The organism is Gordonia araii NBRC 100433, assembly GCF_000241265.1.
Classification (GTDB): Bacteria; Actinomycetota; Actinomycetes; order Mycobacteriales; family Mycobacteriaceae; genus Gordonia; species Gordonia araii.
Genome location: NZ_BAEE01000027.1, coordinates 15,370 through 27,922 on the forward strand (window position 1 = coordinate 15,370; position 12,553 = coordinate 27,922).

The window sequence follows — 12,553 nt, forward strand, 5'->3', positions numbered from 1 at the left end:
GATACCTCGCGGATCGTCAGGTAGAACGTGTTCTAGTTCACTAACTCTAGCGCACGGATGACGGCCTATCCACAAGGGAGATACGTGTCCGACACCCCCACGCCGCCACAGCCGTTGGCCGATCGACCCGACAACGCCAGATACTTCGAAGCGCAGTACCGCGTCCGCACCGGTGACATCGACCAGGACATGCGCGTCCGCCTCGACGCGGTGGCCCGCTTCCTGCAGGACGTCGCCAACGACAACATCGAGGCGACCGAGTTCTGGGAGACCGACCCGTACTGGATCGTGCGGCGGACGGTCGTGGACGTCATCTCCCCGATCACCTGGCCGGCGACCATCACCGCCCAGCGCTGGTGCGGCGCGCTTTCAACCCGCTGGACCAACATGCGCGTCCGGTTCACGGCCAAGCACGAGACCAACATGTTCAACCCCGACGAGCGGCCCGACGGGCTGATCGAGACGGAGGCCTTCTGGATCCTCGTCAACGACCAGGGCATCCCGACCCGACTGTCCGACGAGGCGTTCGAGATGCTGAGCCAAATGACCACCGAGCACCGGCTGCGCTGGAAGGCGATGAACCCGGTCAAGGCGCCCGACGCCGGCAGCGAACCCGACCGCGAGCACGTGCTGCGCGCCGTCGACTACGACCCGTTCAAGCACCTCAACAACGCCGCATACCTGGCGGTGCTGGAGGACGAGGTGCTGGCGCATCCCGAATTGATCGAGGGCCCGCACCGGATGGTCATCGAATACCTGCGGCCGATCGAGCCCGGGGCCTCGCTGACGATCCGCCGCCTCCGCGACGGCGACACCCTCACCCTCTGGCTCTTGCTCCACGACGAGGAGGGCGACGGCAAGCAGGTGGCCGCCACCATCTCGCTCGGCCCCCTGCCGACGTGACCGCGCCCACGACCTCCGAGGCACTCAAGAAGGTCCGGCCCGGACCGGTCTTCCTCGGCCTGCTCCTCGTCGCGGGAGCCGGCCTGTACCTCTTGGCGCAGAGCGGATCCGAGCGCACCGCGCTCGCGATCACCGGCGCGGTTCTGTTCGTGCTGGCCGGCTGGGTGATCTCGCTGTCGCTGCATGAGTTCGCGCACGCGTTCACCGCGTACCGGTTCGGCGACACCTCGGTCGACACCCGCGGCTACCTCACGCTCAACCCGTTGAAGTACACCCATCCCGGGCTGTCGATCGGCCTACCGCTGCTGATCATCCTCATGGGCGGCATCGGCTTCCCCGGCGGCGCGGTCTATCTCCATACTCAGGGCTTCACCAAGATGCAGCGCACGCGCGTCTCGCTGGCCGGCCCCGCCACGAATCTCGTGCTGGGCGTCGCGCTGCTGGCCGTCGCACGACTGGTGGACGCCGACGAGCACCGCAACCTGGCGGGTGCGCTGGTCATGCTCGCCTTCCTGCAGATCACCGCGACCGTGCTCAACATCCTTCCGGTCCCGGGATTCGACGGCTACGGCGCGATCGAGCCATGGCTCCCCGACGACATCCGCGCGACCGCCGACAAGATCGCGCCGTACGGGTTTCTGCTGATCTTCGCGCTGCTCTTCGTCCCCGCGCTCAACCGGGCATTCTTCGACGTGGTGTTCGGCCTCGTCGACCTGTCCGGTCTGCCCCGCTGGCTGATCAGCTACGGCTGGAACCTCTTCGTATTCTGGCGCTGACGCATCCGAAGGAGCGCTCATGGCTTCACGAGAAGACCTCATCGCGACGACGATCGAACTCGTCCGGCGTCAAGGAGTGGCCGGCACGGGCATCGCCGACATCATCGAACACAGCGGCCGATCGCGGCGGACGATCTATCTGAATTTTCCCGGCGGCAAGGCCGAACTCGTCGCTGCCGCCACCGACGTCGCAGGGCGTCGGTCAGCCGCTCTGATCGCTTCGATCATCGATCGCACCGCGAACCTGACCGAGGTCCCCGGCCTCGTTCTGGCCTGGCGGAAGGACGCCCTGCGATCGTCCGGTTTCCGAACGGGCTGCCCGATCGCCGCGGCCGCCGTCGGCGGCACGGACGCGCCGCTCGCCGCGAGAACCGCCGGTAAAGCCTTCGAGTCGTGGATCGCCCTGCTCGCCGACGCACTCGTCGAGCGCGGCGGTCTGGACCGCACGGCCGCCCGGGCGCGCCACCGCCATGATTGCCGCGATCGAAGGGGCGGTCATCGTGGCGACCGCCATGGAGTCGACGCAACCTCTCGACGACGTCGAGGCCGTCATGGAGGATTTCTTCCTCACCTTCTCGACGAACCTGGCGACCGATTTGGAAACCATCGGACGCAAGAGCGGCCAACCGCGGCGCGTTCCGGTCGCGGCAAGATTCGACGAGACCGGCGCCTGGCTGGTCAGCCAGCACGGGCGCCGCGCGGCTGGGTTCACAACATCGCGACGAACCCGACGGTCCGCATCCGTCAGCGACGTACCTGGCGATCCGGAGTGGCCGAACTCCGCCCCGACGACGATGTCGCCGCACGGACGCGCACGTTCGCCACCCATCGGTTCCTCGCGCCGCTGACGGCCGCCAGCTTTCGAGCGCTGCAGAGCGACCCCATATCGGTGCGAATCACTTTCACCGATTAACCCGGCTTTCCTGGTCACCGGCCTCAGCGACGCGCGCGCCCCATGATTGCGCCCACAACTCCAGAGGCCCCAGGGCGAGCAAGAGCCCTGCGCCGTGTTTGGTCAGCCGGTAGCCCGATCTCCCCTGGTTCACAATCCGCGCGGCGACCAATTCGTCCAGCCGCTGCGAGATCGTCGTCGGCGATGCCTCCGGAATGCGGTCGCGGAACTCCGAAAATCGAACCGAACCCCTCCGCATCTCCCAGAGAATCCGCAGCATCCAGCGACGGCCGAGGAGATCGAAGGCAGCCATCAGCGGTCGGCCGGTCTCCGATCCACGAACCGGCCGTCCCGGCAATGGCGCACGCTCTGACATGTGTCGATTCTATCTCTGGCCGATGCTCCGCCGAACCCAGACCAGATTTCCGGTGACCCCGGTCACACCCAGACTACGGGGATGACGGCCAACACCGTTCACGACCAAACATTGACAATGTTCATTGTCATCGATACATAATCTGTACCAACCGGAGGTACACCCTTGAAGCAGCGATTCTCGTCGCGTGACCAGCGCGAACGGCCACGATCCCGTTGGATGGCCGTCGTCGTCATCGCGGTTCTGGCCGTGTCCGCGTTCTACGTCGGCCGTCTGCGCCTGAGTGAGATCCCCGACCGCGCGATGGGGCACGCACCGACCGCGGCCGGTGTGGGTGAGCCGCGCACCAAGCTCGTCGAGTACAGCGTCTCCGGGCCGCCGGGCGCACGTGCGACCGTGTCCTACCTCGTGCCCGGGGGCGGAGTCGCCGACGAGCAGGTCACCCTGCCCTGGCGAACCACGCTGACGACGCGCGACTTCACCACCGCCGCCGGCGTGCTGGCACAAATCCATGCGACCGGGACCGCACGGTGCTCGGTGCGCGTCAACGGCACCGAACGGGCCGCCGAACGGGCGGAGCGTTCCCAACCGGTCGTCAACTGCGCCGTCCCCACCGCTTAGGAACCTCGATGACGTCACCAGCCCCCGTCAACTCCGACCGCCCCAGATCCGCACGGCTCCTCTACCGGTTCTCGGTTCCGGTCATCGTCATCTGGTTGCTGCTGATCGCGGTGCTCAACATCGCCGTGCCACAGCTCGAACCGGTCGTCATGCGCAAGGCGCAGTCCTTCCTTCCCGACCAGGCGTCGTCGGTGCAGGCGTTGACGAAGATGGGCGAGTACTTCGGCGGCGGCGGCAGCAACAACTTCGTCTACCTGCTCCTCGAAGGCGACGACCGCCTCGGCGCCGATGCACACGTCTACTACCGGGATCTGCTCGGCAAACTAACCGCCGACACGGAGCACGTCAGCTCCGTCATGGACCTCTGGTCCGATCCCGATCTCGCGCCGGTCGCCGAGAGCAGCGACGGCAAGGTCGCGTACGCGCTGGTGAATCTCACCGGAAACATGGGCACCGCGTTGGCCATGGAGTCGACCCGCGTGGCGCGCGAGGTCATCGCCGACAGTTCGCCGCCGACCGGTGTCGACGTCCACCTGACAGGTCCGTCGGCGGTGGTCAACGACGAGATGGTGGCGATCGCCGACTCGATGTTCCTGTTGGTGGCGCTGAGTGCGTTGCTGGTGACGCTGGTGCTTATGTTCGTCTACCGTTCGCCGTTCACCGTCGCGGTACCGCTGCTGACGGTCGGAGCGGGACTGGCCGTCGCTCGCTCGACGATCGCGTTGCTCGCCGAACAGAACCTCATCAACGTGTCGATCTTCGCCGCGGCACTATCCGCTGTGGTGGTACTCGGCGCCGGCACGAACTACGGGATCTTCCTTCTCGGCCGCTATCAAGAGAATCGGCGTCAGGGGATGAACCCGCAGGACTCGTACTACGCGGCGCTGGCCGGGGTGCAGCACATCGTGATCGCGTCGGCGCTGACCGTCGCCGGTGCGATGGCCTGCCTGACCGCCACCCGTCTGTCGATGTTCAGCACGGCCGGCCTGCCGTGCACCATCGCGATCATCATCACGCTGCTGGCGGCGCTGACCCTGGGGCCCGCGGTTCTGGCGGTGCTCAGTCGGCACGGCTATGCCGAACCTCGCCAGGACACGGCGACCACGCGCCGTTGGCATCGCATCGGCACCTGCGTCGCCCGTTGGCCCGTCCCCGTGCTCGCGGGATCGCTGGCGGTGATCGCGGTGGCCATCGCACCGCTGGCGTTCTACGCGCCGAGCTATAACGAGCGGCGGGCGCAGCCGGCCGACTCCCCCGCCAATCTGGGATTCGCCGCGGCCGACCGCCACCTGGCCCCGAACGTGATGGCGCCGAGCGTGCTCATCATCGAGTCCGACCACGACATGCGCAATCCCGCGGATCTCATCGCACTGTCCAAGCTGACCGATGCGGTGGCGTCGATTCACGGCATCGACGCCGTCCAGGGCGTCACGCGGCCCCTGGGCCGGCCCCTCGACCAGGGGACGCTGACCAACCAGGTCGGCTACATCGGCAACCGATTCACCCAGATGACCAGCCTGCTGAAGCATCGGATCTCGGATCTGCAATCGATCTCGACGGCGCTCGACAACCTCGACTCGGCGGTCAACGGCCTCGCCTCGGCGCTGGACCGGGGCAATGCCGGGGCGCAGACGTTGGCCCAAGCGTCGCGACGGCTCACGAGCACCACCGACTCGACGCTGAACAAGGTCGACAACCTCACCCAGGCGCTCGACCCGGCCCGTCGGACCATTGCCGGCACCCCGCGCTGCAAGCAGATCAAAGAGTGCAGGCAAGCACTCGCCGGGCTGTCGGCCTTCGACGACCTTCCGGCCCTGCGATCGGCGGTCGCCGAACTCGCCGCGGGCGCCGACACGGTGAGTCAGGCCCTGCCCGACGCGGCGAAGCAGATCCCCGCGCTGCGGACCGCCCTGGCCCAAGCCCGCGACGTCGTCGGCCCTCTGCAGGGCACCCTGAGCGCGTTGCTGCCGCAGACCCAGGAGATCACCGACTTCATCGACGAGGTGAGCAAGTCCTACGCGGCCGGGGCGCCCGGCAGCTTCTTCTTCCTCCCGAGCCAGGCGCTGGAGAGTCCACTCTTCCAGTCGGGCATGCCGCACTTCTTCTCGACCGACGGCAAAGCCACCCGCATGGTGGTCACCCCGGAGATCGAAGGGTTCAGCCGTGAGGCGATGGATGTCAGCGCCGAGGTCATTCCCGCCGCCACGGGCGCGCTGAAGGGCACCTCGCTCGCCGGTTCCACCGTCAGCATCGGCGGCCCGGGTGGGACGCTGCTCAACATCGAGTCGTTCGCCCACGAGGACTTCATCGCGATCGTCGTCGCCGCCTACGCCTTCGTCTTCTGCGTGGTTCTCCTGCTGCTCCGCAGCCTGATCGCGGCCATCGCGGTGATCGGCACCGTCACGCTCTCCTATCTCGCGGCCATGGGACTGTCGGTGGCGCTCTGGCAGGGAATGCTGGGCAATCCGCTGCACTGGTCGGTGGCCCCGATCTCCTTCAGCTTCCTCGTCGCGGTCGGCGCCGACTACAACATGCTGCTGGTCAGCAGATTCCGCGAGGAGTACTCGCGCGGGGGTGGCACCGGGTTGATCCGCGCCATGGTCGGCACGGGCAGCGTGGTGACCGTGGCCGGCCTCACCTTCGGAGTCACGATGTTGGCGATGCTGGCCAGCGACGCCCGCAACGTGGGCCAGATCGGCACGACCGTCGCCTTGGGGCTGCTCATCGACACGCTCGTCATCCGTTCGCTGGTCATGCCGGCGATCGCGCGAATCACCGGGCGCTGGTTCTGGTGGCCGACGAGATTCTTCGCCTGGGACAAGCGGGGTACCGGGTGATCTGGCTCACATGTGACCTGGGTCATGACGCTCGCCATGCCCGCTGCCCATTGACCTCTCCGTCGATGAGCCGCAAGGATCGGAGAAACATTCCTACGTAGGAGTAGGAATGCTGCGAAAGGACGCTCGATGCCGAGGATCTTCTCGACGGCGGTGGCCAAGACGGCCATCGACGTCGCCCGCCCCGCGCTGGACTCGCGGCTCAAGTACTCGCGCATGCCCTACGCCGGCAACCCGCCGATGCTGCCCTACACCGATTCCAAGCGATGGGCGTGGACGCACTACGGGGTGTTCATCCCCAGCCTGTCCGAGCCGCACCGGTTCCTCAACGTCATGACGCTCATCGGCACGACGGGCACCGAGATCTTCGACGACGGCACGATCGCCTCCGACGACGTCCGTACGAACTCGACCCTCCTGTGTTCGACCGCCCACGACGATCAGCATCACTATGCGGCCTATGACGCACACGCCGACTGCGAATTCGCCGACGACGGTTCGCGCCTGGCATGGGACGAGCAGTTGACGATCACACGGGACGGCGACAGCGTCGAAGTTCACGGGCTGTTCGACTCGTTCACCTTCGAGCTGTCGCTCAATCTCACCGACCAGGTCTCCTACTTCACCCGCACGCCGATCTATCAGCACCTGAGTTTGCTGGCGCCCTACACCGGCACCATCGTCGATGCCGACGGTACGTCGACCTCGCTCGCCGGCTTGGGCACCTTCGAGTACGCGCGGTGCATGGGTCCCCAGTCGCTGACGGCCAAGCCGGTCCGCCGGCCGTGGCGACTGCCGGTCGACTTCTTCACCTACCAGATCATCCAGCTCGACGAGGTGACGCAGTTGCTGCTCACCGAGGTGACCGCACGCGGCTCGGTCGCCTGCCGGCTGGTCCACGTGCGCAACGCCGACGGCACGGCCGACGTGCTCGACGACGTCGACTTCACCGTCGACGAGTACCAGCGCGAGCCGCGCATCGCGCCGAACGGGATCGCGATGCGCGTGCCACTCCGCCACACGTGGACGGCCAGGCGTGACGGCGAGCAGGTGCTGCACCTGACGTGCGAGGTCGACCAGACCCTGCGGTACGGGCACGGAAACGGGTACGCCGGATCCTACGATTACGCCGGGCAGTTCCACGGCAAGGACGTGAGTGGAATCGGCTACCTCGAATGGGTGGAGATGCGGATCCGCGACTAGCGTCGCGCCGTACCTCGGCGTCCGACGAACAGTCGACTTTCCGACGAACAATCGACCCCACGGGATTAGTCTTTCCGAGTCCACTTACTGCGCAGGGGGTTCCCGTGTTACGCCTGGCCATTCTTTTCACGATCGCCTCGGCCGCGTTCTCGTTCATGTCCTTCAACCGCGGCGGCGTTATTCCCGGCGTCGTGTTCGCGATCTGCGCGATCCTGCCGCTGGCCGTCGTCATCGTTTCGACGATCCGCTCCAAGCGCAGCGGCGGTCAGCCCGCGCCCATCAGTCCCCTCGGGAAGGGCATCATGGGTGCGGTCAGCATCGTGCTCGTCGCCGCCCTCGCCTACTCCGTCTACTGGACGTTCTGGTCCACCAAACCGGCCGACGACCTCGACAACTCCTACGACCTCGCCCGGGTGTGCGACAAGACCTACTTCCCCCAGTCCGCCGCGTACACCGGCGCAGGCCCGCACCCGATCATGGTCTTCACCCGCAGCGGAACCACATCGGGACTAAAGCAGGTGGACACGCCCTATGACTCTCCTCCGGAGTGGCGCTTCCAGGATGAAAAGCAGTATCAGCTCGTCGCCTGCCTCGATGACGTGTCGTCGGGCGACAAGGTCGGCGAGTGCGAGTTCGACAAGGGCACGGTGCCGGTGTACCAGGGCAAGTACAAGGGCCGGGTGATCGAACCGCGCACCGGCAAGAAGGTTGCCGACGTGGAGGTCGACGGCAACCGGACGAAGGACTGCCCAACGATCACGATGGTCTACGGCGACGCTAAGGACAGCCGGATCCACACTCAGCCGGATTTCGCCGACCTCAAGCGCGTTCTCGGAACCTACGTCAACGGGTGACCTCTTGCCGCCGCGATGGGCGACGATCAGCCGGCCGCGACCTTGCGATTGACCGTCCCGTACAGCTCGCGGGCGTGCGTGGGCGTGACGACGACAGCGTTGTCGGGCTGCCCCGCGGTCTGATGCGCGTGCAGAACGGCGGCCGTCATCGGCGCGACCTTGTCGATCACCCGGACGTTCACCGCCGGGTGCCCCACGATCCGCGCCGCGATCCGGGCCGGCAGCTTGATCCCGGCGTCGACGACGCCGGGCTGGTCGAAGCCGCCGAGCTCGCGCATCCACTTGGGCAGGGTCGCGATCGACGCCGGCGCCATCAGGCGGCTGGCGATCCAGAACTTCCAGCCGGCCTTGTCCCCGGTCGTCCGGAGCAGGTAGTGCATGCCGGTGCGGGCCCGTTCGCTGGTGCACAGTGACGGTCGTACCCGTTCGAAGTATTCGTGCACCTCGGCACGGGAGCGCGGCACGTCGGCAGGGTCGCAGGTCTGCAGCTCGGCGGCGATGCGCGACTCGGCCCAGTACTGACGGTCCTCTTCGTCGGTGAGCGGGCGCGGACCGTATTCCTCGTAACACTTGAGGACCGAATGCCAGCCGGTGACGTGAATCCACAGCTGCGAGGCCGGGTTGTTGGCGCTGTAGCGCTTACCGGTGATCGGTTCGATGCCGGTGGCCTGGGCGTGCACGCCCATCAGGTGCTCGGCCGCGGCGATCGCCGTCTTCGAGTCGGCGGTGGCGACGGTGAGGAAGTACGCCAGCGTCGCGTCGAGACGACGGGCCGGGTCGTCGTAGATCCCGCCCATGTCGGCGACGGCGGCGGCGAGCGGAGCGTCGAAGTGCTCGAGGACGACCGACCGCTGGAAGGCGATCACCGCCGTCGGGCTGCTCCACAGCTTCCAGGAGATCGAGTCGGGGCCGAAGAAGCCGTAGTCGGTTGTGCGGTAGTCGGCGAGATCGAACATGGTGACTCCTTATGCCGCGCGGTACGCGGCAGACATCATGCGGCCGTAGAGCACGGCCAGGTCTTGGGCTGTGAGGTCGTTGGTCGAGTCGAGCATCACGCGGACGGCCGCCTCACAGGAAGAGATGAACAGCTCAATGAGCGCGGGCAGCTTGCGGTCGAGTTCGGTGGTGTCCCACCATTTCTGCAGCGCCGGAGCGATCCAACGAGTCGAAGCGTCCGCGACCGTCGTACGCACGTCCGCGACAATCCTTGCGACCTCTGGATCTGGGCGGGCGTCGAACACTAGCCGCCACGAGTCGGGCCTAGCGGTGACCGCTGCGAGCAAAGCCCGGTATCCATCGACGAAGGCCTGGTCGGGATCATCGCCTGACGCTGAATGCAGGGCGTCGAGGGTCGACTGCAGCAGCAAGCTCGACTCGCGATCCAACAAGGCGCTGAGGAGCGAGACACGGTCGCTATAGCAGGCGTAGACGACCGGCCGGGTGACACCCATCGCGGCGGCTATCGACGCGATGCTCACCGCGGCCAATCCGTCATCGACTGCAATTCTCAAAGCGGCGTCCAGCACCAGCGGCCGGCGACGGTCGGGTCCCAGATGCGCGGCGCGCGTTCGACGCGCCGGTGGGATGGTCGTGGTCATGCGATCATCGTAGACCGATTTCCTACATAAGTGAAGAATTATCCTTCACGCGCGAAGGAAGTGTTCTTACGCAGCGTCGAGTCGCCGTACTACCACCCTCTACGCGTCACAGTCGACGCGCTCGTAGGTGTTGAGCCGTCGCCACCCGTAGCCGGTCCAATCGACGCCCTGGTAGGTCCGGCGGTAGTAGTCGGGCCAGAACCTGATGTCGTACTTGGTGACATGCGTCAGAGTCCAGCCAGTGCCGTTGCCCATATTGACGAAGTTCGAGGTGCACCACACGCTGTTCTTGGGTGTCAACGGAGGGCGCGGACCACCCATGTTGAACTTCGGGGCTCGCGGCTTGGGGAACTTGGGAAGCTGCCAGCCACATGACCAGTTGATGCTGCCATCCGGATCGTAGGCACTGCAGGCCGCGTGAGCGGGCGCTGCAGCCGGGCTGGGTATAGCGACGATCGCCGCGGCCAGCATCACACCTGCCAAACAACTCAGAAGACTGCTGCGGAAACACTTGTTCATCGCACATTCCTCCTTCTGGGACGAATCGAACGCACTGTGATCGCGGTATCAAGCTGAAATTAGCCTGTATACGGTACGCACACCTCACGGTGTGGCGAATTGACAGGAAACTGGCAGCTCTGAGCTGCTTCTCTACACCTCGCTCAACGGCGTCGACATGATCGACATCATGATCAGCGCGGTCGCGATGACGATCAGCACGCCGACACCGAGAATGACGCTCGACCAGCGGCGCCAGAAGAGTGATGCGACCGCCGAGACGATCGCCAAGGCACCGCCGATCCCCAGGGCCCACCACGCCCGACCGACCAGTGTCTGAGCCGCATCGCACGACATGCCGCAGATCGATCCGGAGAGGACGGCGAACACACCGAGCGCAAGAAGCCCGAGCAGGCCGAGCACGAGAAGGATCGCGGCCACGACGGTGAGGGCGACATTGGCCGACCGCCACGATCCACCGGCGGGTGCGGCAGGCGGAGGCGGCGGCGGTACGGGATAGGGAGGCGGCGACGTCATCGATCTACGTCTCGCTACGCACTCGTCTTAAGGACCAGCTCCATCAGCTTCTTCGCCCCGTCGCACGGGTCACCCGACGGCGGACCCAGCGATTCGACGAACCACGTGTAGATCCCCCGGCTCGGCGCTTTGGCGGTCACGCCGCAGACATTGCGGCCGCCTTTGCGCTGAGTGAAGGCCGAGCGCCCGTTGATCTTGATGTTCTCGGTCTCGTAGCCCATCTTCTTGGCGGTGCGCTGTTCGACGGTGACGCTGCCCCACTCGAACCAGTTGAAAGTAACCGTCATCATCGACGGCCCGAACACCGTCCACCGGCAGATCGCGCCGTTGAAACCGGGTGAGCCGACCGCGCCCCCGACCGCCTTGCCGATCTGCATCGGTTCGAGAATCTGGCATTCCAGGGTGAGCTTGTCGAAGCGGTCGGTGTTGATCTGACCGGGCTGTGGACCGGCACCCTGCGGCTGCGGATCGCCCGGCGTCGTGCAGCCGACCATCCCCAGCGTCGATACGAGAGCCGCGACAATCAGGACTCCCCGTCGTACTCGTTTCATCACGACGACCTCTCAATCGACATGCGCGAGAGTGTCCTCGTCGCGTCGCAGATCTTCTCGGTGGACATTTCCGACGCGTAGTCGGCGCGGACCGACCATTCGAAGAAGTCGGCGCCGAAGGCGATGCCGATTTCGCAGATCGTGTTGTCCCAGGCGATGAAGCCCTTGTGCCCGTTGATCTCGATGTCCTTGGTGACCGCGCGCGAGAGTTGCTCGGTGGCGCGTTCGCGGTCGATGGGCGAGCCGCGGTACCAGTTGAACGACGCGACCGCACCGGAGCGCAGGTTGTTGGACGACCACTCGCACGACGAAGTGTTGTTCACCATGTTCTGCAGGCCGCCGAAGCCGGTGATGCGGATGACCTCCTCGGTGGTCACCCCGCCGCATTCGCCGAAGTGCGGCCCGGTGCCCGCTTCGGCGGGAGCCTCGGGCGGGCCTTCGTCGTTCTTCCCAGCGCCGTTCGAGCCGCCGCCACCGCAGCCGGCGACGGCCAGCACGATCGCCGCGAGGATCGCGACGAGGGGCATGGACGTGCGGAACCGGTCGAGTTCGCGACGTTCCCTTTTGGTGGGCCGTCCGGCGCCCCGGTCGCGGCGCGGCTGGCTGGCCAAGACCTCTTTCGACGGCGGGGGCGGCGACTTGTCGATGTAGCAGGCCGTGGCGATGGGAGCGGAGACCCGTTTGGAGACCTCGCGGGCCACCTCGACGATGCGTTCCCGTCCGCCGATGCGGACGCGCACCTCGTCACCGACGGTGACCACCTGTGCCGGCTTGGCCGTCGCACCGTTGACGCGCACGTGCCCGGCGCGGCAGGCGGCACCGGCCGCTGAACGCGTCTTCGTCAGCCGGATCGACCAGATCCAGGAGTCAACTCGAGTGGCCATGGGATCAGCGTAGCGACTTCTGC

At 66.4% G+C, this 12,553-nt stretch carries 13 protein-coding genes and 2 pseudogenes; 8 read left to right on the forward strand and 7 right to left on the reverse strand.

The annotated features are described in order from the left end of the window. Positions 1-57: 57 nt before the first annotated feature. The 4 genes and pseudogenes from GOARA_RS04570 to GOARA_RS20820 all read left to right on the forward strand — a co-directional run bounded on the left by GOARA_RS04570 (position 58) and on the right by GOARA_RS20820 (position 2,592). Entirely contained in the window at positions 58-903 is an 846-nt protein-coding gene (locus tag GOARA_RS04570) for an acyl-[acyl-carrier-protein] thioesterase (RefSeq protein ID WP_050947157.1), read from the forward strand. Further along, entirely contained in the window at positions 900-1,679 is a 780-nt protein-coding gene (locus GOARA_RS04575; protein ID WP_007321128.1) for a site-2 protease family protein, read from the forward strand. Before GOARA_RS04570 ends, GOARA_RS04575 begins: the two co-directional genes overlap by 4 nt. Before the next feature lie 19 nt (positions 1,680-1,698). Continuing rightward, positions 1,699-2,073 (forward strand): annotated as a pseudogene (locus GOARA_RS20815) (TetR/AcrR family transcriptional regulator); the annotation flags it as partial. A gap of 157 nt (positions 2,074-2,230) precedes the next feature. Continuing rightward, a pseudogene (locus GOARA_RS20820) lies at positions 2,231-2,592 on the forward strand (nitroreductase family deazaflavin-dependent oxidoreductase). Here GOARA_RS20820 and GOARA_RS04590 read toward each other — a convergent pair. Continuing rightward, a complete protein-coding gene (locus GOARA_RS04590) occupies positions 2,582-2,884 on the reverse strand; it encodes a winged helix-turn-helix transcriptional regulator (RefSeq protein ID WP_211599489.1) in 303 nt (100 codons plus the stop codon). The pseudogene GOARA_RS20820 and the gene GOARA_RS04590 sit on opposite strands and share 11 nt — an antisense overlap. A gap of 282 nt (positions 2,885-3,166) precedes the next feature. On the opposite strand from GOARA_RS04590, the gene GOARA_RS04595 reads away from it, so the two are divergent. The 4 genes from GOARA_RS04595 (at position 3,167) to GOARA_RS04610 (ending at position 8,462) form a co-directional block, all read left to right on the forward strand. Next, positions 3,167-3,568 (forward strand): MmpS family transport accessory protein, encoded by a 402-nt coding sequence (locus tag GOARA_RS04595; protein ID WP_007321131.1) that lies wholly within the window; start codon positions 3,167-3,169, stop codon positions 3,566-3,568. An 8-nt stretch (positions 3,569-3,576) separates the two neighbouring features. After that, the gene (locus GOARA_RS04600; protein WP_007321132.1) at positions 3,577-6,405 is read left to right on the forward strand and encodes an MMPL/RND family transporter; all 2,829 of its coding nucleotides are present in this window, start codon (positions 3,577-3,579) and stop codon (positions 6,403-6,405) included. A 129-nt stretch (positions 6,406-6,534) separates the two neighbouring features. Continuing rightward, positions 6,535-7,608: a DUF6670 family protein gene (locus GOARA_RS04605; RefSeq protein WP_007321133.1), complete on the forward strand. Its 1,074-nt coding sequence runs from the start codon at positions 6,535-6,537 to the stop codon at positions 7,606-7,608. A gap of 104 nt (positions 7,609-7,712) precedes the next feature. Continuing rightward, positions 7,713-8,462 carry a hypothetical protein gene (locus GOARA_RS04610; protein ID WP_007321134.1) on the forward strand — a complete coding sequence of 250 codons (750 nt, stop codon included), beginning with the start codon at positions 7,713-7,715 and terminating at the stop codon, positions 8,460-8,462. A gap of 26 nt (positions 8,463-8,488) precedes the next feature. Here the strand turns inward: GOARA_RS04610 and GOARA_RS19695 are convergent, their stop codons facing one another. From GOARA_RS19695 to GOARA_RS04640, 6 genes are all read right to left on the reverse strand, one after another. Continuing rightward, positions 8,489-9,418, reverse strand: coding sequence for an oxygenase MpaB family protein (locus GOARA_RS19695; RefSeq protein WP_007321135.1), 930 nt, complete (start codon positions 9,416-9,418; stop codon positions 8,489-8,491). A 9-nt stretch (positions 9,419-9,427) separates the two neighbouring features. Then, on the reverse strand, positions 9,428-10,060 hold the full coding sequence (locus tag GOARA_RS19700) for a TetR/AcrR family transcriptional regulator (RefSeq protein WP_007321136.1): 633 nt from the start codon (positions 10,058-10,060) through the stop codon (positions 9,428-9,430). 99 nt (positions 10,061-10,159) lie between these two features. Continuing rightward, positions 10,160-10,315, reverse strand: a complete 156-nt coding sequence (locus GOARA_RS20105) for a hypothetical protein (protein ID WP_170317432.1) — start codon at positions 10,313-10,315, stop codon at positions 10,160-10,162. A 396-nt stretch (positions 10,316-10,711) separates the two neighbouring features. Beyond that, complete coding sequence (locus GOARA_RS04630) at positions 10,712-11,095, reverse strand: hypothetical protein (RefSeq protein WP_007321138.1); 384 nt, start codon at positions 11,093-11,095, stop codon at positions 10,712-10,714. Positions 11,096-11,109: 14 nt separating this feature from the next. Further along, complete coding sequence (locus GOARA_RS04635) at positions 11,110-11,646, reverse strand: DUF3558 domain-containing protein (protein WP_007321139.1); 537 nt, start codon at positions 11,644-11,646, stop codon at positions 11,110-11,112. Next, entirely contained in the window at positions 11,646-12,530 is an 885-nt protein-coding gene (locus tag GOARA_RS04640) for a DUF3558 family protein (protein WP_007321140.1), read from the reverse strand. The genes GOARA_RS04635 and GOARA_RS04640 overlap by 1 nt, the downstream gene beginning before the upstream one ends. Positions 12,531-12,553: the final 23 nt, after the last annotated feature.